The organism is Roseovarius aestuariivivens (genome assembly GCF_004761875.1).
Classification (GTDB): Bacteria; Pseudomonadota; Alphaproteobacteria; order Rhodobacterales; family Rhodobacteraceae; genus Roseovarius; species Roseovarius aestuariivivens.
This window is the reverse complement of record NZ_SJEY01000017.1, coordinates 1-21,956: the sequence shown is the minus strand read 5'-3', so window position 1 is coordinate 21,956 and position 21,956 is coordinate 1. Positions and strand designations below refer to the sequence as shown.

The window sequence follows — 21,956 nt, the reverse complement described above, 5'->3', positions numbered from 1 at the left end:
GCTCCCCTGCCAATTCGGTTTACAGCGCCATTGAATGACGTGATCTTGTCGAAAAGGCCAGTTATAACTTGGCGAAACAGATCGAAATTCGAGCAGGACAAACATGCTTAGGCTGCTGAAATGGATTTTCTACCTGGCCGTCCTCGGCTTCATCGCGCTCGCGGGCTATGCCTATGTCGGGCCGTTTTTTGGTGCGGACTTCTCGCCGCCCAGCAAGGAAATCCGCCAGGATATCATCCTTGAAGCGTCTTAATCTCACTGCCCTTTTTGCGCTCGCGTGCAGCCCCGCGCTGGCCGAAACGCCGCTGGGTGCCATCGACTGGCTGAAAGATCCCGCGCCGATCAGCGTCGCACAACCGCTGCTCAAGCCGTTGGGCCAACCGCAATCCGGCACCGGCGCGACGGTGCCGGATGTCGAGGTCATGCCGCTCGACACGGCCAAGCCAGACGCGGTGGGCCTGCTGCCCAGTGCGACCACCGGGCTGCCGCCGACGCTCTGGCAGGCCAGCACGACCGATACGCTGACCTCGCTTTTCGCGCGCATCTCTCCCGATCCGCTGCCGGCGATCCAGGCGCTCTACTATACGCTGCTTCTGGCCGAGGCCGAGCCGCCCGCCGATGCCGGCCCGGACGCGCGCTTTCTCAAGGCGCGGCTCGACGCTCTGCACGACCTCGGCGCGGTGGAACCCGCGCTGGCCCTCGCCGAACGGGCCGGCCCGTCCCAGGAACCGCTATTCGACCAGTGGTTCGATCTGGCGCTTTTGAATGGCAACGAGGACGCGGCCTGCGCCGCACTGGCTGACAATCCTCGGCTGACGGATCGGTTCGAGGCGCGAATCTTCTGCGGCGCACGCATGGGCGACTGGCAAACCGCCGCCCTGACCTACGAAACCGCCCGCGCCGTCGGCGCCCTTGCGCCGCCGCTCGACAGCATGCTGGCCCAGTATCTCGACCCGGAAACCATCGAAGGGGCCGAACAACTCGCCCCCTCCTCGCGGATGACGCCGCTGCTTTTCCGCCTGCACGAGGCCAATGGCGCCCCTCTGCCAACGCGCAATTTGCCGCGCGCCTACGCTGTCACCGATCTGCGCGGCGTGTCCGGTTGGCGGGCCGAACTCGAGGCGGCGGAGCGCTTGGCGCATACCGGCGCCCTGCCGGCCAACCGGCTACTAGGCCTCTACACACAGCAAAGCCCGGCCGCTTCCGGCGGCATCTGGGACCGCGTCGCGCGCGTGCAGGCGCTCGAGGCCGCCATCGCCGATCAGGATACCGACGCCGTCGAAACGGTTCTGATCCCCCTCTGGTCGGACATGAAGCGTGAAGGGCTTGCCGTCGTTCTATCGGCGCTCTATGCCGCGCCCTTGGCAGAGATGGACCTGACCGGACAAGCCGGGCGCATCGCCTTCGACATGGCGCTCCTGTCACCGAACTACGAGGTGCTGGCCGCCGAATTCCGCCCCGAAGGCCGCCGCGCCGCGTTTCTGGCAGGTCTTGCACAAGGCAACCCCGACCCTGAACTCGCGCGCAGCGTCGCGGAACAAGCCATCGCAACTGCCTTCGCCACGCAAGACGCGTCGACGGCGCAAGCCGATCTCCTGAAAAACGGCCGGCTGGGTCAGGCGATTCTCTCCGCGGCCCTGCAACTCGACTCCGCCACGCCGAATCAAGGCCCCGACATCATCGCCGGTCTCTCGACCCTGCGCGCCGTGGGACTGGAAGATACCGCCCGGCGCGCAGCACTTCAGATCCTTCTTCTCAGGGCCGGGGCATGACCTCCCGGCGCTGGATCGCCCGCTTTCTCGAGGCGCAGGCAGCCGAACTTGGCGCGGCGCAAAATACACTCGCCGCATACCGGCGCGACCTTGACGCGTTCGCCGACTGGCTCGGCCACCGCAAGCAGGATCTCGCCTCGGCCGCCAAAGATGATATCGAGGCCTATCTCGTGGCCTGCAACACGGACGGTCTTGCGGCCGCGACCCGGGCGCGACGCCTGTCGGCGATCAAGCAACTCTACCGCTTCGCCTTCGACGACCGGTTACGGACGGACAATCCCGCCGTCGCAATAAAGGGCCCGGGCAAATCGAAAGCCCTGCCAAAGACGCTGGACATCGAAGAGGTCGACCGCCTACTGGCCGCGGCCTGCGAAACGGGCCGCAACAAGGCCGACCGCCTGCGCAACACCTGCCTTATGCAACTGCTTTATGCCACCGGCATGCGCGTCAGCGAGCTTGTTTCGCTCCCCGTCGCCTCGGCGCGCGGCGAACCCGAGATGCTTCTGGTGCGCGGGAAAGGCGGCAAGGAACGGCTCGTGCCGCTCTCGCCCCCCGCGCGTGCGGCCCTCTCGGCCTGGCTCTTCCTGCGGGACGAGACTGAAGCGCGCGCCCGCGACAAGGGCAAGCCTGCCAGCCCGTTTCTCTTCCCCTCGGGCGGCAAGCAAGGGCATCTCACGCGCCATCGATTTTATACCTTGATCAAGGAAATCGCGACCAACGCCGGCGTATCGCCCGACAAGGTCACACCGCATACGCTGCGCCATGCCTTTGCGACGCATCTGCTGGCCAACGGTGCCGATCTGCGCACCATCCAGACGCTTCTGGGGCACGCCGATGTGGCGACGACCGAAATCTATACCCATGTCCTAGACGAACGGTTGCGCGATCTGGTCTTCGGCGCGCACCCGCTGGCTCAGGCGGACACCCGGCGCAAATCCGGCGGCAGCACGTCTTCCGACGGCCAATAGCCGCTCAGCAGCGCCTCGTGATAGCCTTGGGTCAGTCCCGCGGCCACCATGGCGCGATGCGCCGCGCTGTGATCGTAGCTCAACTCTTGAAAGGTAACGCCCTCATCCAGCATCGCGTATTGCGTGGTCGCGCGTCCGGCATTGGCAGGCATGCCAATCGCACCGGCATTGACCCATTCGACACCCTCAACGATCCGGGAAAAGGCCAGCCCGCAATGCCCGGCAAATACCCGGTCGACGGGCCCCGCCGTCGCGCGGATCAGGGCCAGTTCCTCGGCGAATTCCGCCTCGGGTGAAACTGGCCAGAGAAACCGGCTGATGTCGCTCAATCCCCCATGCAGAACCGCATGCCGGAGACCCGCGTGGTGGAACAGGACGAAATCCGGCCTGCCCCGCATCCAGGCACGATCCTCGGCCCCGATCTGCGCATCGGCATGCGCGTACCAGCCCGCCGAAAGCCGGTCGCAGGTGCTGCCATCCTCAAAGCCGCAGCCGCAATCTCCTGCGCCGGCCCCGAGTTGCTTTTCGCAATTGCCCGCCACGACAGTGCAGCCCCAATCACGTATCTCGGCAAGCGTCGCCGCGGCCTCGGCGCAATAGGCCACGATATCGCCGGTGCAGATCACATGCATCGGCGCAATCCCGGACCGTTCCGCCACCTCGCGCAGCGCGGTTACGGCCTGCAGATTGGAATACGGCCCTCCGAACACAAGCACCGGCCCACTGAGCTTCCCGAGATCGGCGATCTTCATCGGCGCTCTTCCCTTGATTGACGGCGCATCGCACCCCATAACCCGCATGGATAATCGGATGAGTTGGCGAATGGAACCACTGTCACCCACACTCGATGCGGCCTTCTGGATCACCAGCGCTTCGATCCTGACGCTTCTGGTGCTCTCTGCCTTTTTTTCGGGCAGCGAAACCGCGCTGACGGCAGCGTCGCGCGGCAAGCTGCGCGCGCGCGCCGAAAAGGGATCGAAGGGCGCCGACACCGCCCTGGCCATCACCGAGGACAACGAGCGGCTGATCGGGTCGGTCCTGCTGGGCAACAACCTCGTCAATATCCTGGCGACCTCACTCGCCACCGCGCTCTTCACCCGCCTCTTCGGCGAAAGCGGCGTGGCGCTGGCCACGCTGGTGATGACGCTTCTCGTGCTCATCTTTGCCGAGGTTCTGCCCAAGACCTACGCCATCACCAACGCCGAGGCCGCAGCTTCGCGGACAGCGCCGGTGATCATGGTGGTCGTGCGGCTGTTCTCGCCGATCGTCTCGGCCGTCCGCCTGCTGGTGCGCGGGGTCCTGCGGCTCTTCGGGGTCAAGACCGATCCCGACAGCCATATCCTTGCGGTGCGCGAGGAGATCGCCGGCGCGCTCTATCTCGGCCAGTCCGAAGGCATCGTTGAGAAAGAAGACCGCGACCGCATCCTCGGCGCGCTCGATCTCGGCGACCGCGCGGTTGAGGAGATCATGCTGCATCGCTCCCAGATCGAGATGATCGACGCCGAACTCGATCCCGAGGCCATTCTGGATCAATGCCTGCAAAGCAGCCACACGCGCCTGCCGGTCTTCCGCGATGATCCTGACAACATCATCGGCGTCGTGCACGCCAAGGACCTGTTGCGCGCCATGCACAAAATGGTGCTGAGCGGCGACGGCAACCGCGCCGCGCTGGCGCATTTCGACATCACGGCGGTGATGATGAAGCCGTATTTCGTGCCCGAAACCACGACGCTCGACGACCAGATGCGGCAATTTCTGCGCATGCGCAGTCACTTCGCGCTGGTGGTGGACGAATATGGCGACCTGCAGGGCCTGATCACGCTCGAGGATATCCTCGAAGAGATCGTGGGCGAGATCACCGACGAGTTCGATCCGCAGGCCGAACACCCGATCCGCAAGAGCGAGGACAACCAGTTCCTGATCGACGGGGCGATGACGATCCGCGATCTCAACCGCGCCACGGACTGGAGCCTGCCGGACGACGCGGCCAACACGGTGGCGGGCCTCGTGATCCACGAGGCGCAGATCATCCCGGACATGCATCAGGTGTTCAATTTCCACGGCTTCCGCTTCGAGGTGATCGAAAAGGAAGACAACCGTCTGACCAAACTGAAGATCCGCAAGCTCTGACGGCAGGACACAGGCCGCGCTGAAGCACGGCCTACAGGATCGCACCCGCTGCCGTAGGCCGTGCTTCAGCGCGGCCCGTCGCTCAGGCCCGAAGCTTGTCGCCTTTGGGATCGAACGGCGGCTCGTGCAGAATGCGCGCCTTGTGCGGACGGCCCAGAACCATCACCTCGACCTCGTCGCCCGGTGCCGCTTGCCCCGCTTTCACGTAGCCAAGCGCAAGGCTCATGCCGACGGTGTACCCATAGGTGCCCGAGGTCACGCGGCCCACCGGCTTGCCGTTCTTCCGGATGGGCTCCCCCCCCGTCGCATCGGCATTCGACGCAGCAACGTCCGTCTCGTCGAGATGGATCAGGACAAGCTCTTCCCGCTTCGGGCTTGCCATCGCCTTTTGCGCCGCCGCCTTGTGCAGGAATTCCTTGTCCATCTTGCACAGCGGCCCAAGCCCCACTTCGTGCGGGAAATACTCGGGGCTATATTCCCGGCTCCAGGAGCCATAGCCCTTTTCCACCCGCATCGACATCAACGCCCGCGCGCCGACGGGCCCCACGCCAAAGTCCTTTCCGGCTTCTAAAAGCGCAGTGTAAAGCCGGAGCTGATCCTCGGCCTTGCAATGCAACTCCCAGCCCAGATCGCCGGTGAAGCTTACCCGCAGCGCAAGGCATTGCACCCCGCCAAGCTCGATCATCTTCGAGCGCATGAAGGGGAAATCCTCGGTCGCAAGGCTCTCATTCGTCAGCCGCTGCAACAACTCACGCGACTGTGGGCCCGCCACGTTAAAGCCGCACATCGCCTCGGTCATCGACTCGAATGTCGTGTCTTCCGGCAGTGGCACCATGTCGAAAAACCGCTTGTGATACCGCTCTGCCATGCCCGAGGACACGATCCAGAAATCATCCTCGGCCACCCGGGTCACCGTCGCATCCCCCGCGATCCCGCCGCGCACGCCGATCAAGGGCGTAAGACACGACCGCCCGACGCTTTTCGGCATCCGGTTGGCGAAAACGGCATTCAGCCAGTCCTCGGCCCCCATCCCCTTGCACCGGTACTTGGCAAAGTTCGAGATATCGATGATCCCCGCCCGGTCGCGCAGCATCCGACACTCGTCGCCCACCGGCCCCCACCAGTTCTGGCGGGTGAATCCGTTGGTGTCCCTGGCCCCGGGCGCGTCGGCGAACCATTGCGGATGCTCCCAGCCATAGTTCAGGCCAAAGACCGCGCCCATCTCCTTTTGCATCTCGTAGACGGGCCGCGTGCGCAGCGGACGGCCCGCCGCGCGTTCCTCGTTCGGGTAATGGATGGCGAAGCGATGCGCATAGACATCCTCGACCTTGGCCTTCACGAACTTGCGGTCGTTGGCCCAAAGACCGAAGCGCGCGATATCCCACGGGAACATGTCGTACTGCATCTCGCCTTCGATGATCCACTGGCTGACCATCAAACCCATGCCCGCCGACTGCGAAAAGCCCGGGATGATGCCGCCCACCATGAAGTAGTTCCTGAGTTCCGGCACCGGCCCGAGAATGACGTTGCTGTCCGGGCTCCAGATCATCGGGCCATTGATCACCCTTTTCACCCCGGCCTCGGCGGCGACCGGCACGCGATCCATCGCGCGCATCACGTTCTCCATGATCCGCTCAAGGTCATCGGGGAAAAGATCATGCGCGAAATCAAGCGGCGTGCCGTCCTCGGCCCAGAACTTCATGTCGCGCTCATACGCGCCGATCAGAAGGCCCTTACCCTCCTGCCGAAGGTAATATTCCCCGTCGCGATCCGCGACCGACGGCAGCCGGCGGTCCATCGCGGCGATCTCGGCAATGGTTTCGGTCACGAAATACTGGTGCTCGGTCGGCTGCAGCGGCACCTCGATGCCGGCCAGCTTGGCCACCTCACGCCCCCATAGCCCGGCGCAGTTGATCACCCATTCGGTCTGGATGTTGCCCTTGGGCGTCTCGACGATCCATGTGCCGTCGGGTTGCGGTGTCGTCGCGGTCACGGGCGTGAAGCGGTGGATCTCAGCCCCACGCTGTCGCGCGCCCATCGCATAGGCGTTGGTCACGCCCGAGGGGTCCACATTACCGCCATCCGGTTCCCACATGATGCAGCGGATACCGTCGAAATTGACCAGCGGGTGCTTTTCCTCGGCCTCCTCGCGGGTGATCTCGGCAAAATTCATCCCGTAAAGCTGTGCCTTGGCGGCCTGCAGCTTCAACTGATGCTCGCGCGCTTCGGTTTGGGCCAGATAAAGCGAACCGGGCTGGAACACGCCGCAACTCTGGCCGGTCTCTGCCTCCAGACTGTTATAGAGGTTCATCGTGTAGTGCTGCAGGCGGCTGATATTGGCGCTGTCATGCAGCCCGTGGATATTGGCCGCCGCGTGCCAAGTGGAGCCAGAGGTCAACTCGTCGCGCTCCAGAAGCACCACGTCCGTCCAGCCCAGCTTGGTCAGATGATAAAGCACACTGCATCCGATCACACCGCCGCCGATGACCACCGCCTGTGCATGGGTTTTCATATGTCTGTCCCCGAGTCTCTGGTTTTGCCCAACATGGCTCAAGCCACCCCCGAAAGAGCGGCCTTTCCCGACATCTTTGGTCGCCCTCGGGCGGATGTCCTTTCGGTTTGCGTCAGGATTTTACCCTTTCCGGCAAAGCCTGTCGTTCTGTCCCATGCAAGGCGGGCGACAACACCGACAAATCCTGTCGCTTTCCGGCATGCAACGCGGGTCTTCCCGGGCAGGCTGACCAAAGCCGGACCCGAGCCACAGCCAAGAGGAGCCACCTCATGAAAACCACCACACAAGTGGCCGTAATCGGCGGAGGGGTCGTGGGCTGTTCGGTGCTCTATCACCTGACCAAGCTTGGCTGGTCCGACGTGATGCTGATCGAACGATCCGAGCTCACCTCGGGCTCCACCTGGCATGCGGCGGGCGGGTTTCACACGCTCAACGGCGACACCAACATGGCCGCACTGCAGGGCTATACGATCAAGCTTTACAAAGAGTTGGAAGAAATCACCGGCATGTCCTGCGGTTTGCATCACGTGGGTGGCATCACGCTCGCCGCGGACCGCGACCGACTCGACATGCTGCGCGCCGAACGGGCCAAGCACCGCTACATGGGGCTTGAAACCGAAATCATCGGCCGGGACGAGATCGCAAAGATCGCCCCGGTGACCAACATCGATGGCCTTCTCGGCGCGCTTTACGACCCGCTCGATGGCCATCTCGACCCCTCCGGCACCACCCACGCCTATGCCAAGGCCGCGCGCATGGGCGGGGCCACGATCGAGACCCATTGCAAGGTGATCGAAACCAACCCGCGCGCGGACGGCACCTGGGACGTGGTGACGGAAAAAGGCACCATCCACGCCGAACACGTGGTCAACGCCGGCGGCCTCTGGGCGCGCGAGGTGGCGGCCATGGCGGGTCTCTACCTCCCGCTCCACCCGATGGAACATCAGTACCTGGTGACCGAGGAAGTGCCCGAGGTCGCCGCGATGCTGGACGCAGGTGCGGAACATCCGCATGTGATGGATCCCGCCGGGGAAAGCTATCTGCGGCAAGAGGGCCGCGGTCTTTGCATCGGCTTCTACGAACAGCCCTGCCGCCCCTGGGCCGTGACCGGCACGTCTTGGTCTTTCGGCCACGAACTTCTCCCCGACGATTTCGACAAGATCGAGGTCGCCGTCGGCCACGCCTATCGCCGCTTCCCGGCACTGGAACGCGCGGGCGTCAAATCGGTCATTCACGGCCCCTTTACCTTCGCCCCCGACGGTAATCCTTTGGTGGGCCCCGTACCCGGCCTGCGCAACTACTGGTCGGCCTGCGCCGTCATGGCCGGGTTCAGCCAGGGTGGCGGCGTCGGCCTCATGCTGGCGCAATGGATGGTCGAGGGCGAATGCGAACGCGACGTCAGCGCGATGGACGTGGCCCGCTACGGAGACTGGATCACGCCGGGCTACACGCTGCCCAAAGTCATCGAGAACTATCAGCGCCGCTTTTCCGTCAGCTACCCGAACGAGGAACTGCCCGCCGCGCGCCCGTTCCGCACAACGCCGATGTACGACACGTTCGACGCCATGGGCGCGGTCTGGGGGCACCAATACGGGCTCGAGGTACCGAACTATTTCGCCAAAGATGACGAGCCGCGCTTCGAGACCCCCAGCTTCCGCCGTTCCAACGCGTGGGCGGCCACGGCCCGCGAGGTCCGCGCGGTGCGCGAGGCCGTCGGCATCAACGAGCTTCAGAATTTTGGCAAGTATCTTGTTACCGGCCCGCAGGCGCGCGACTGGCTCGACCGGATCATGGCGGGCCGTGTGCCGCGCCCGGGCCGGGTCAGCCTGTCGCCGATGCTCTCGCCCAAGGGTCGCCTGATCGGGGATTTCACCCTCTCCTGCCTGTCGGACACGGCCTTCCACCTCACCGCGTCCTACGGCGCGCAGGCCATGCACATGCGCTGGTTCGCCCAGAATGAGGCCGAGGGCGTCATGGTCGAGAACATCTCGGACCGTCTCACGGGCTTCCAGATCGCCGGGCCAAAGGCGCGCGACCTTCTGCAATCCGCTACGCCTTCGGATCTCAGCGACATGCGCTTCATGGATCTGCGCCAGATGACCGTGGGCATGACCGACTGTCTCGTGCAGCGGCTCAGCTATACCGGCGATCTTGGCTTTGAGATCTATTGCGATCCGATGGCGCAGCGCGCTCTTTGGGACGTGCTGTGGCGCAACGGTGCCGCGTTCGGCCTCAAACCCTTCGGCATGCGCGCGATGATGTCCCTGCGGCTCGACCGGTTCTTCGGTGCGTGGATGCGGGAATTCTCGCCTGACTACACGCCCGGGGAAACCGGAATGGACAGGTTCATCGACTGGCGTAAACCGGCGGATTTCATCGGTCGCGCGGCGGCCGAGGCGGAACGCGCGACAGGCGCGGCCCGCAGCCTTCAGGCATTCCGGGTCGACGCCGAAGACACCGATGTCACCGGGTACGAACCGGTCTGGATCGACGGTACGGTCAGGGGCTTCTGCACGTCGGGCGGTTATTCGCACCATACGGACACGTCAATTGCCTTGGCCCTCATCCCGCGGGATCTCGTCTCTGACGGCCTGCAGGTCGAGATAGAGATCCTCGGGGACCGGCGTCCCGCCACCCTTCTCACCACCCCTCTCTTCGACCCGGACGGCGCGCGTCTGCGGGCGTGATCCAGTCCGCGAAGCGCGCGGCGCACGGGCCTACCTTGACGGGCGTCAGGTCACTGGCGAAGCGGCCGCGCGCAAGATAGGCTGCGCACCAGATCTTTCCGGAATCCGCTGTCCATGCACCCAGCCCTGACCATTCTGATTCCTGCCGCCGGGACCTCGTCGCGGATGGGCGGCCGCGACAAGCTGCTAGAGCGCGTCGAAGACCGGCCGCTCCTGCGGCGACAGGCGGATCTGGCTCTGGGTCTTGGCCATCCGGTTTTGGTCACTCTTCCCCCAGGTCGCTCGGCCCGGGCCGACTGCCTGGAAGACCTCGGCGCGCGCGAAAATCTGGTCCGCCTGCCGCTTTCCACGGCCTCCGAAGGCATGAGCGCGTCACTGCGCGCCGGCGCGGATTTCGCCACCGCACGTCAAAGTGACGGACTGATGGTCGTTTTGCCCGATCTTCCCGAACTGATCGCCGCCGATCTCTCGTTCATGGTCCAGAGCTTTTCCGAGGCACCGAACCAATGCCTGCGCGCCACCGACGCAGACGGCAGGCCGGGCCATCCCGTCCTCTTGCCGCGTCGGCTTTTCGCCGAACTGAGACACCTGACCGGCGACACTGGCGCCCGTGACCTCTTGCGCCGCCACGGCTGTCGCACCTGTCCCCTGCCCGGTTATCGCGCGACACGCGATCTGGACACGCCCGAGGCCTGGGCCGCGTGGCGCGCCGGAAAAACCGAATGACAGAAGACAGGGCGACAGGAGTAAGCGGGCCGCCATTAATCCGTCCCGACAATAAAATCCCGGCCAGGCGCCGGGATTTCTTTTTCGGATCACGTTACACCCAGCCACGGGGTGTAAAACGTCCGCGTGGTACAACGGCTCTTAGACGAGCATTTGCGCCTCATGCTTTTTCAGCGACCGGCGCGCGGCCTGGTAGGCCTTGATCCCGTCCGCCTCCCGAAGCTCGGGGAACAGCTCGAAGATCTCCGTCTTCTGCGCCTGGCCCATCCCGTCAAGCACCTGCTCGCCAGGCTGGAAGCTCTCGGTCCACGCCCCGTTCGACAGCACCACCTCGTGCTGGTCGAACATGAAGTGGATATAGCTCACGCCCCGCGCCTCGACCGCATCCACGCCCTCGATCCCCGTAAGATGCTTGGCCGCGGCCAGCACCTCGCGGTCCTCGAAGTAAAGCGCCGATCGCTCGTTGCTGATCAGCAGGCGGTGCTGCGGCGAGACCATCATGTCCCGCTCGGGCAGACCGCGCCCCAGCGCCCCGGCCCGGATCAGGATCGGCTTGAGATGCGGCGCCGTGCGCAGCTCGGACCCCGTCAGATCGCGCCGCCCGACCCAGCGGATCTCCTGCAGGCCGTTGTCGCGGGTGATGATCCGGTCGCCCTCGCGCAGATCCTCCACCAGACGTTCCCCGGTCGGCGTCGCGATCCGCGTGCCCGGCGTGAAACACGGGATCACGTTCTCGATTTCCGAGAAGGTGAGCGTGCCGGCAACCGTCGTCTTGGTCGCGTCGGTGAAGAACGTGACCGTCCCCGCTTCCGAGGTCGGATCGCCACCCTGGTAATTGATCGTCAGCGGACCACCGCCAGTTAGATCAAGCGTGTCGTTGTCGACACCGGTTTCCCCGCCGACCACGGTGTCGCCCGCCCCGACGTTCTGGAATGTATCCTCGTCCGCGCCGCCGAACGCGACGTCGGCATCGGCGTCGCCCGAGGTCAGATCGCCCAGATTGATGGTGTCGTTGCCATCGCCCCCTTCGATGCTGTCTGCGCCGCTGTCGCCGACAAGCAGGTCATTGCCCTGTCCGCCAAGCAACGTGTCATCGCCAGAGCCTCCGCCGAGCGTGTCGGAATCGTCGCCGCCATCAAGGAAGTCATCGCCGCCGCCAGCAAGCAATGTGTCCTCTCCTGCCCCGCCCAGCAGGCTGTCATCGCTGGTGCCGTCAGTATCGCTCAGGAAATCGTCGCCGTCTCCGCCATCCAGAGTGTCGTCGCCATCACCGCCTTGCAGCGTGTCATTGCCGCCCTCGCCCAGAAGAGAGTCATCCCCATCTTCGCCATTTATTTCGTCATCATCGGCGCCGCCAAAGACAGTATCGTCGCCCAGACCTGCGGCCACCGTATCGTTGCCGTCTCCGGCCTCGATCACGTCGTCATCCAGCTCGCCGGGTGCGGCGTTCGGGTCGATATTGTCACCATTGTCGACCCGGTCGCCCTCGGGATCGCCCAGATAGTTGACGTCAATCAGATCGCCGGCGGTCGTGCCTTCGACCACACCGTCAAGGAACCGAACCGGTCCATTCGTCGCCAGCGTGTCACCGTTCGAGAAATTGGTGACGACCTGCACGTCGATGGTCTGAGGCGTGTCATCGACTGTGGTATAGCCGGTCACGTTCAGGTTGCTGATGGTCAGGCCCGTGGGGTTCGGCACGATCCGCGGATCGCCTGCCAGAACGGTCTCGATCAACACCCCGTCGACATACACGTCAAAGCTATCGACATCCGGCAGCGGCGGCGGCGTGTTGATCAGGTCGAGCAGTTCCTGCTCGGTTGTCACCACCGTGGCTGACCCGCTCGAATCGATCGTATTCAGATCATTCACACTTGAATTGGGGCCGAAGCCCACGGCTGTGATTTGTGGATTATAAGCCGCTTCGAGACTGTTCAGCGGGCTTTGGTAATTCTGGTTCGACGGGACCGGAAAGCCATCCGAGTAGAAATAAAGAATATTGGTGTCCGTCGGCGCGGCGCCGCTTGCATCCCAGGCGTCCTCCGCCTCGGCCAGAGCGGCCGCATAATTCGTCGTTCCGCCCGAGGTCAACCCGTCGACATAGCCGATCAAACCGGTGACATCCGCCAGCGTCGTGGTGAAGCTGTTCGCGTCCGCCCCGTAATCGACAATCGTCACCTCGATCGACGCCGGATCATAGCCTGCGTTCACAAGCTCGCCGAGCTTGGCGCCGACAGCGAAGACTTGCGCCTCAAGGAACGTGTCCGTGTTCCCGTCACCGGTAAAGTCGATACCGGTATCGTTGCCGCTCGACCCGGACCGATCGATCGCGAAGGTGATGTTGATCTGCGGCTCAACGCCGGACTGCGACAGCTGGATACCGGCATGCAGCTCATCACCGGCATACTCGGGCAGGATCAACTGAAGCGTTGCGTCGAGACCGTCAAATGTCCCGCTATTCGAGAACGTGTTGCTCATGCTTCCCCCCCCGGGTGAAACGGCAGTCGTGTTAGGATGCGCTGTTGATATTTTGTAAATGGCCAAGTTTTAGCAAGTTTTTCAACAAGAAGCTGCCACAATTGGGCAGTTTTACGTAACGTTTGACGACAATCGTTTCTTTTGTTGGGTATTGTTTAGGCTTTCCGATCCCCCATCGGTTGAAAGTTGCAAGGGTGATTCGATCCATCAGGTCCCGCACCGCACATGCACGGCAGAATCCGGGGCGATGGATTCCTTTGGCAACCTGCACCGCAAGCCCGCAGACGGTTCGGCGGTCGCGGTGAAAGGCGGCGTCTTTTGAGGGGCTGAAACGTAAACAATCCCGGCACAAGGCCGGGATTGTTTGTCGAAATCGGGACAAGCCCCCGAACCGATTTCGGGAAATGACCGGCCCGCCAAAGGCAGCCGGTCCGCTGCAACCTTTATTCGACCAGAAGCCGCGCCTCGTGCTTTTTCAGCGACCGGCGCGCGGCCTGGTAGGCCTTGATCCCGTCCGCCTCCCGAAGCTCGGGGAACAGCTCGAAGATCTCCGTCTTCTGCGCCTGGCCCATCCCGTCAAGCACCTGCTCGCCGGGCTGGAAGCTCTCGGTCCACGCCCCGTTCGACAGCACCACCTCGTGCTGGTCGAACATGAAGTGGATATAGCTCACGCCCCGCGCCTCGACCGCATCCACGCCCTCGATCCCCGTAAGATGCTTGGCCGCGGCCAGCACCTCGCGGTCCTCGAAGTAAAGCGCCGACCGCTCGTTGCTGATCAGCAGGCGGTGCTGCGGCGAGACCATCATGTCCCGCTCGGGCAGACCGCGCCCCAGCGCCCCGGCCCGGATCAGGATCGGCTTGAGATGCGGCGCCGTGCGCAGCTCGGACCCCGTCAGATCGCGCCGCCCGACCCAGCGGATCTCCTGCAGGCCGTTGTCGCGGGTGATGATCCGGTCGCCCTCGCGCAGATCCTCCACCAGACGTTCCCCCGTCGGCGTCGCGATCCGCGTGCCCGGCGTGAAACACGGGATCACGTTCTCGATTTCCGAGAAGGTGAGCGTGCCGGCAACCGTCGTCTTGGTCGCGTCGGTGAAGAACGTGACCGTCCCCGCCTCCGAGGTCGGATCGCCTCCCTGGTAATTGATCGTCAGCGGGCCACCGCCAGTTAGATCAAGCGTGTCGGTATCTTCTCCGCCTTCGCCGCCGGTGACCGTATCGCCAGCGCCGAAATTTATGAAGGTATCGGCATCGTCGCCGCCAAAGACATTGTCGAGGCCGGTGTCGTTCCCCCCGTCAATTGTGTCGTTGCCGTCTTCGCCGGAGACGATGTCGTTCCCCTCCCCGCCGGCAAGGCTATCGTCGCCATCGCCGCCAACAAGGACATCGTTATCGTCGCCACCTTCAAGGGTGTCGGCACCATCGCCCCCTTCAAGCTGATCGTTCCCGGCGCCGCCAAGGATCGAGTCGTCGCCGTCATCGCCGCGGACACGGTCGTTCCCGTCTCCGCCGTCCAGCGTGTCATTGCCGTCCTGGCCGCGGATCACGTCGTTGCCAATATTGCCTTCAACGACATCATCTCCGTCGCCGGCGAACACCTCGTCGTTTCCGGCGCCGGAATCGATCGAGTCGTTGCCGCCATAGGCGCGCACGATGTCGTCGTCTCCGACCTCCCCGGTCAGGATCGCATCATTGCCGTCCATGATGTCGCCATCGGCATCCACATAGCCCGGCACCATCACGTCATCGCCGCTGGTCCCGTCGACATGGCCTTCCGGTGCCGGCGCCTGTGGCGGCGGGGCCGGATCGGGTGTCACCGGCGGCGTGTAGTCGAGGATGACGTTGACCGGATCGGACGCCGGATCTGTGTTTTCGTCATTCTCTGCAAGCGGCGGATTCGCGTCCGGCTGCACGAAGGTCACGTTCTCGATATTGGCGAACGTCGCGGTGCCGACCGGCGTCTGCGTCGCAAGATCGATGAAGGTGATCGTCCCGTTTTCCGGGTTCGCCGGATCGTAGTCGATCAGCGCCGGCCCGGACAGGATGATCGTATCGAAATCGACCCCACCTTCGCCGCCGTCAATCACATCACCGGGTCCGACCTCGATGAAGGTATCCTGATCGTCACCCCCCGACATGATATCGGCGCCTTCCGCCCCGTCGATCAGGTCGTCGCCGGTGCCGCCAAAGATGGTGTCGTCGCCGTCCTCGCCGAACAGGATGTCACCGCCGCCATTGGCCGTGTTGCTGTTGTTCGCAGTGCCGTCGCCGTAGATGACATCGTTACCGGTCCCGCCGAGAACGATATCTTCGCCGCCGGCCCCGATCAGTTCATCGTCCCCGTCCTCGCCGAAGATGAGATCGGTATCGTCGCCGCCATCGACCGTATCGTCGCCGGCCTCACCGTCGAGGATATCGACGCCGTTGCCGCCATAGATCTCATCGTCGTCCGCGCCGCCCAGAATCAGGTCGGTGTCGTTGTTGCCATAAAGCGTATCGTTCCCGGTCTCGCCAAGAATGACATCGACACCGGCGCCGCCCTCGACGAAATCGTCGCCCGAACCGCCATCGATGATGTCGTTTCCGGCCCCGCCGCCGATGGTGTCGTCGCCCTGCTGGCCGAGAAGCACGTCGTCGCCGTCCTGGCCACGCAACGAATCGTCGTCGACGCCGCCGTCGATCGTGTCGTTCCCGGTCCCGCCGTTGATCGTGTCGTCGTCGTCCTCGCCAAAGATCAGATCGTTTCCGGCGCCGCCATCGATGACGTCCCTGCCGTTCTCGGGCACGGGATCGACCGCATCCGGGACCTCGCCGGCAATGCCGGGGATCGGGTCGAGCCCGAAGCCACCGTAGATCGTGTCGTCGCCGGCCCCGCCGTTGATCGTGTCCGACCCGTGGCTGCCGGTGATCTTGTCATTGCCGTCGTTGCCATCGACCAGGTCGTCGTCGATCCCGGCATTGATGGTGTCGTCGCCATTGCCGCCGGTGATCACGTCGTCGTCGTCACCGGTGATGATCAGATCGTTGCCCGCGCCGCCATTGACGGTGTCTTTGCCATCCTCTTCGTTCGGATCGCTCAGCGCCGGAAGCCCGGTTGCCGGATCGATCAGAAGCGGGTCGGGCAGGTTCGGATCGTCGCCGATATAATCCGAGAACGCGTCAATGCCCGCGATGATCGTGTCGTTCCCCTGACCGCCATAGATCGAGTCGCTGCCAAGCCCGCCGATGATCGAATCGTCGCCAAGCCCGCCGTTGATCGTGTCGTCGTCGATCCCGCCGTCGATCGTGTCGTTGCCCTGATCGCCGGTGATGAAATCCGCGTCGTCGCCGGTCGAGATCAGGTCATTGCCGTCCCCACCCACGACCGTGTCCTTGTCGTCTTCCTGCGCCGCGCCGACCTCAAAGGGGATGCCCACGAAGGTCTCGTAATCCAGCACCGGACTGCCGTTGCCGGTCGAGATCGTATCGTCGCCCCCGCCGCCAAGCACACTGTCGTTTCCAGCGCCCGTGGTCACCTCGTCGTCGCCCGTCCCGGCATCGACGCTGTCATCGCCGGGGCCGGTGTTGATCACGTCGTCCGCGTCGCCGCCATCGACCGTGTCGTCGCCGGCACCGGTTTCCACGTTGATCGGCCCATCGGCATTGTCGCCATCGACCGTGTCATCTCCCGATCCGGTGATGATCTTCTCGATCTCCGCGAAGGTCAGGTCGGGCGTGCCGTCGCCGTCCAGACCATTGACCGTGCCGGATTCCGGATCGGGATCGTTGAGCAGCACGACAAGGTCCTCGGGCCGGTCACTTAAGTCAAGCACATCGCCCTCGTCGCCGTTCTCCGGTCCCTCGGGATTGCCGTCCGTGCCGTCCGAGCCGCCGTCGAGCGTCGCGTCGATATCCGTGGCCGGATCGGTCGGATCGACGGTGAAAACATCGTCGCCGGTGCCGCCCGTGGCGCTGTCGCTACCGCCCACCGCGATATCGTCATCGCCGCCGCCTCCGTTGAGCGTATCGTCTCCCGCGCCGCCGGCCAGCGTGTCCGCGCCGTCCCCGCCGTCGACACTGTCGTCGCCCGCGCCACCGGCGATGCTGTCGTCGTCGGCGCCGCCGTCGATGGTGTCGTCTCCCAAACCGCCATCGATGGTGTCATCGCCGTCATTACCGAAGATGGTGTCGTCGAGGCCGTCCGTGCCGTCGATCTGGTCGCCCTCGGCATCGGCAAAGCCCGGCGTCATCAGCTGCCCGGCATCGGTGCCGTCGACCGGGCCGATCACGTCCGTGACCGCCACGGTGATCTGCGCCGAACTGGTCAGTCCGTTGCCGTCGGTGATTGTGTAATCGATCGTGGCGTCGCCGACGAAATCCACCTTTGGCGTGAATTCCACAGTCGTGTCTGTGAAAACGAGCGTGCCCTGGCTTGCGGGAACCGTCGCGTTGATGATGCGCAGCGGGTCGCCATCGGGATCGCTGTCATTGGCCAGCGGCAAGATCGTCACCGGGGTGCCCTGCGGTGTCGTCTCTGCATCGTCGACCGCGTTAGGCGCGTCGTTGATCGGGCCCACATTGACCAGTGCCACGCCGGTATCCGTACCGCCCTGCCCGTCGCTCACCGTGTACCCGATCTCGACCGGACCGTTGAAGTTCGGCGCGGGCGTGAAGGTCACCGTGCCATCGGGATTGAGCACCGCAACGCCCTCGGCGGGATCCACCGGATCCACGGCCGAAACCACAAGCGGATCGCCGTCCACATCGGTGTCGTTCTCCGCCGGGTTGAACGTGATCGGCACGTCCTCGTCGGTGTTCTCGATATCGTCGACCGCAACCGGATCGTCATTGACCGGCGTCACCTCCACGGCGATCTCGGCGGAATCCGTCCCGCCATTGCCGTCCGTGATCGTGTAACTGATCGTCGCCTCGCCATTGTAATTGGCCGCCGGGGTGAAGGTGATCGTGGTGTCGGTGAACGTCACCGCACCCTGATCGGTCGGCACGTTCGCGCCGGTGATCGTCAGCGTGTCGCCATCGGGATCGGTGTCGTTGTCCAGAGGCGTCAGCACGATCGCCACATCCTCGGGCGTGGTCGCGATATCATCCTCGGCCACCGGCGCGTCGGGCACCGCGCCCACATTGATCAGGATCTTTCCGGTATCCGACAGGCCATCGGGATCCGACACGGTATAGCCGACCTCGACCGGACCATTGTAATTCACCGCCGGCTGGTAGGTCACCGTCCCATCGGGATTAAGCGTCACCGTGCCAAAGGCCGGGTCGATCGGGTCGACCCCCGTCACCGTCAGGGCATCGCCATCCACATCCGTGTCATTCGCCGCCGGATTGAAGGTCACCGGCGTATCTTCCAGCGTGTTGACCGTGTCATCGACAGCGACCGGCGCGTCGTTCACATTGGCCACGGTCACGGCGATCTCGGCGGTATCCGTGCCGCCATTGTCGTCGGTGATCGCGTAGCTGATCGTCGCCTCGCCAAAGAAGTCATCCGCCGGGGTGAAGGTGATCGTGGTATCGTTGAACGTCACCTGCCCTTGCGCCGTCGGCACCGTCGCCGCCGTGATCCGAAGCGTATCGCCATCCACATCGGTGTCGTTGTCGAGCGGCGTCAGAACGATCGGCGCTTCCTCGTCCGTCGTCGCCACGTCGTTGACCGCATCCGGCGCGTCGTTCACCGGGGTCACGTCGAAGCTCACGGTCGCGGTCGCGGTCTCTCCCGAGGGGTCGCTGACCGTATAGGTCACGCTTTCGGGCCCGTTGTAATCTGGGTTTGGCGCATAGGTATAGGTACCATCACCGTTATCGGTCAGCGTGCCGTTCACCGGATCAGAGATGCTCACCACGGTCAGCGGATCGCCATCGGGATCGCTGTCATTTGCCGTAGGATCAAAAATGACAACCTCGTCCTCGGCGACCGTGACGATATCGTCAACCGGCGTCGGCGCCTCGTTTTGCGGATCGGTCAGGATCGTCTCGATCTGGCTGAAGGATAGCGACGCGCCGTCGGCGAAGGTGACCGTGCCTGTGCGCGCGCCTGCATCGGTCGCGTCCGCGCTCTCGGTGATCGTGACCTTGCCGGTGCCGCGCAGGTCCAGCACGTCCTCGTCCAGCGTGTCGTCAGGCCCGTTGCCGCCGGTGATAACGTCACCGTCGCCGTCCGAACTGCTGCTCACCAGGAAGGTGTCGTCGCCGCCCTCGCCATAGATCTCGTCGGCCCCGGCGCCGCCGGTGATGACGTCGTTGCCACCCGCATCGTCCAGGATCTCGCCGGTGTCGAAATAGAGATCGGTGATAAAGATGCCGGAATTGCTGTCGTCGTTCTGCGTGTGCTCGACCACGACACGCGACACGGGCCCGGCAATGGTGACCTGTACGGTCGAATCAGGGTTATTCGGGTCAAGATACGGCCCCGTCGCATCGGCGACGTTGCCGGTCACGGCAATATCCGCGCCCCCCACAAGCTGTACGTCCACCGGCGCGCCATCGGCGTCGAACGCGGTCACAGTGACAAGGCCGTCACCGTCCAGGTCGTTGATATTGAATTCCAGGTTGCCGACCGGCTCGGAAAACGCCCACTCGAAGGTGCCCGTGTTCCCCTCGCCATTGGTCTCGGAGTAAAGCGAGCTATTGGTGTCGATCGCCTGGCCGCCAGAATCAACGCCCGCAACGTTGAGCGGCGTGGCGTTGTCCACGTCGCTGTTATGGCTGCCGGTATCCGCGATACGAGTATAGGTGACCTCGACCGTACCGGTGTTCTGCGTGACTGTGCTGTCAGCCTCGCTGCCGCTCACCAGATCCCAGTTGAAGCTTTCACGCGGGCCGCCGAACACCGCGCCCGAGGCATCGTCGCCGTAAATCGTGTCGTTGCCGCCCTCGCCGTCGATCGTGTCGTCACCGCCATTGCCGAAGATCAGATCGGCCTCCTCGGTGATCATGTCGCCGCCCTGGTCGGTCGGCGCATTGGAATCGTCATAGCCGAGTTCCATCAGCTCGCCGAACGCCTCGCCGTCGACCGCGCCGTCGGGCTGCACCTTGGAGGATTCGTAAAGCGCGACGTAATCGATCGATCCCTGGAATTCCTTGTCATAGACGGAATCGTCGGTCTCCCGCGCGCCGAAGGTGAATTCCTCGTCATCGTTATCCGTCAGATCGAAAGTCAGGCCGGTCACATCGCTTTCGATCGTCTCGGTCGCGCCGGTCGTCAGGTTTTCCACCGTCAGGGTCGCGCCTGTATCGACATCGAAGGCGTATTTGACGTTGACCAGATCGCCCGGGCTGAAAAAGCCCTTGGAGGTCGACAGCGTGATCTCGGCAGTGCCCTTGTCGGTGTTGTGATACACCTGAACTTCGCCATACTGCGTCACCCGGATCTCGAAGAACCCCTCGTCGGACTGGTCGATATGCTTTTCGCCGCGCGATACCACCACGTCCACGGACGATCCCGATTGCGCGCTTTGTTCGAACTGAACTTCCAGAGTTCCGCGGTCGAGGTTGAACTGCTCGTCATCGGCGGAACTGTTGGGGTCGGCGTTGACGTCGAAGACCGTGGGTTTCGAATTCGTGCCGGCCCCCAGGATAAGCCGGTCACCGGCATAGCTCGGTGCAATGGCGTTGCCGTCGATGGCGTTACCGTTCTGGGCAGTACCGTCATCAAGCCCCGTGTCGGCGGTTTCCGCGCCGCTCTTGAAGTCCCACAATCCAATGAGACCGGTCACCGTGCTCGGATCAAAATTCGCCATCGTCATCTCCTTCAAGCGAAGACCGCGCGACGCGGCTCGCCACTACACAACCTGAACCCAAGCCGACGATGCGACAGCCAGAGCGACCTGCACGAACCTCTTTGATGGGGAGACGCACCATGCGAACGCACTGGTTACGGCACGAGCGGGATTTCCCGCGTCGCGTGTCATCAACCAGTTGCGTCAGAGCTACCCGGCGATCACACGTCTCCCGCATCCTTACCGATGCGTTTCGTGCGGTCGCCCCCTAGACCTACAAACATCGCCCCCCAGTTGGGCATGCACAGTTTTATTAAATGTGTCGCGGCCCACAAAGGGAAATTTGTCCGAAAATTGTCATTCCTGACGCCGGATCTGGCCGCAAACCGGGCAAAAATGTCATCTGATTTCGCTGCAGTATCACGGATTGTTTCCGGTGACAGTGCCGGCTCTGCCAGAGCAAGAATTTGAGATGGTTGAATTTTCCGTCTACTTTCGCTCGAAACATGTGACCCGAAACGCGCATTGTTTCCGGAAACACTCCGTTCACAATGTATCCGAAATGTGGCGAAATCTGGTCACGGCCACGCGCAGGTCCGGCAGGAACATCTGGCCAATTCCCAGCGTAGCAGACGATCGTTCGGAGGCAGGAAACGATTCCGCCATATTCTTCTCGAATCACCGACCCGAATCGTCAGCCGAGGCGCGACAGGTGTCACGGCAGCGCTGCTCCGGGCCACCGATGCGCGAAGACCAGCCCGGCGCTCCGACTGTCTCCGCCGCTGATCTGCTGGCCTCCTGGCAAGCGCGTCACGTCGCGGTCCCATCGGACCCCGCCCGCACTGCGGACCAGCGCCATATCCTCAAGCGATCTCGATATCCGCCGCGGTGACGTTCGCGTTCAGCTCGAAGGTGGCCACGAGTTCCTGCGCGCCGGCGCCGGCGCCGTCGGCGTCGAACCAGAGCCG

General features: G+C 63.8%; 10 protein-coding genes. 6 read left to right on the top strand and 4 right to left on the bottom strand.

The genetic code is table 11. The features are described 5' to 3' along the window. Positions 1-103 precede the first annotated feature (103 nt). From EZV60_RS19195 to EZV60_RS18425, 3 genes are read left to right on the top strand one after another with little or no spacing between them, the layout of a single operon-like run. Positions 104-253: a hypothetical protein gene (locus tag EZV60_RS19195; RefSeq protein ID WP_167853581.1), complete on the top strand. Its 150-nt coding sequence runs from the start codon at positions 104-106 to the stop codon at positions 251-253. After that, a complete protein-coding gene (locus EZV60_RS18430; protein ID WP_135507455.1) occupies positions 240-1,772 on the top strand; it encodes a hypothetical protein in 1,533 nt (510 codons plus the stop codon). Before EZV60_RS19195 ends, EZV60_RS18430 begins: the two co-directional genes overlap by 14 nt. Further along, positions 1,769-2,740 carry a site-specific tyrosine recombinase XerD gene (locus tag EZV60_RS18425; protein WP_135507452.1) on the top strand — a complete coding sequence of 324 codons (972 nt, stop codon included), beginning with the start codon at positions 1,769-1,771 and terminating at the stop codon, positions 2,738-2,740. Before EZV60_RS18430 ends, EZV60_RS18425 begins: the two co-directional genes overlap by 4 nt. Here the strand turns inward: EZV60_RS18425 and EZV60_RS18420 are convergent. Further along, positions 2,686-3,492 carry a metallophosphoesterase family protein gene (locus EZV60_RS18420; RefSeq protein WP_135507450.1) on the bottom strand — a complete coding sequence of 269 codons (807 nt, stop codon included), beginning with the start codon at positions 3,490-3,492 and terminating at the stop codon, positions 2,686-2,688. The two genes, EZV60_RS18425 and EZV60_RS18420, sit on opposite strands and share 55 nt — an antisense overlap. A 70-nt stretch (positions 3,493-3,562) precedes the next feature. Here EZV60_RS18420 and EZV60_RS18415 point away from each other — a divergent pair, with 70 nt between their 5' ends. Further along, a complete protein-coding gene (locus tag EZV60_RS18415; protein WP_135507448.1) occupies positions 3,563-4,870 on the top strand; it encodes an HlyC/CorC family transporter in 1,308 nt (435 codons plus the stop codon). An 82-nt stretch (positions 4,871-4,952) separates the two neighbouring features. Here EZV60_RS18415 and EZV60_RS18410 read toward each other — a convergent pair whose 3' ends face one another. Beyond that, positions 4,953-7,382, bottom strand: a complete 2,430-nt coding sequence (locus EZV60_RS18410; protein ID WP_135507446.1) for a GcvT family protein — start codon at positions 7,380-7,382, stop codon at positions 4,953-4,955. A gap of 269 nt (positions 7,383-7,651) precedes the next feature. Here EZV60_RS18410 and EZV60_RS18405 point away from each other — a divergent pair, with 269 nt between their 5' ends. Further along, the gene (locus tag EZV60_RS18405) at positions 7,652-10,069 is read left to right on the top strand and encodes a GcvT family protein (RefSeq protein WP_135507443.1); all 2,418 of its coding nucleotides are present in this window, start codon (positions 7,652-7,654) and stop codon (positions 10,067-10,069) included. 114 nt (positions 10,070-10,183) lie between these two features. After that, on the top strand, positions 10,184-10,795 hold the full coding sequence (locus EZV60_RS18400) for a nucleotidyltransferase family protein (RefSeq protein WP_135507440.1): 612 nt from the start codon (positions 10,184-10,186) through the stop codon (positions 10,793-10,795). Between the two features lie 141 nt (positions 10,796-10,936). Here the strand turns inward: EZV60_RS18400 and EZV60_RS18395 are convergent, their stop codons facing one another. Both EZV60_RS18395 and EZV60_RS18390 read right to left on the bottom strand, forming a co-directional pair. Continuing rightward, on the bottom strand, positions 10,937-13,273 hold the full coding sequence (locus EZV60_RS18395) for a Hint domain-containing protein (protein WP_135507438.1): 2,337 nt from the start codon (positions 13,271-13,273) through the stop codon (positions 10,937-10,939). A gap of 443 nt (positions 13,274-13,716) precedes the next feature. Further along, positions 13,717-21,009, bottom strand: coding sequence for a tandem-95 repeat protein (locus tag EZV60_RS18390; RefSeq protein WP_167853580.1), 7,293 nt, complete (start codon positions 21,007-21,009; stop codon positions 13,717-13,719). Positions 21,010-21,956 lie beyond the last annotated feature (947 nt).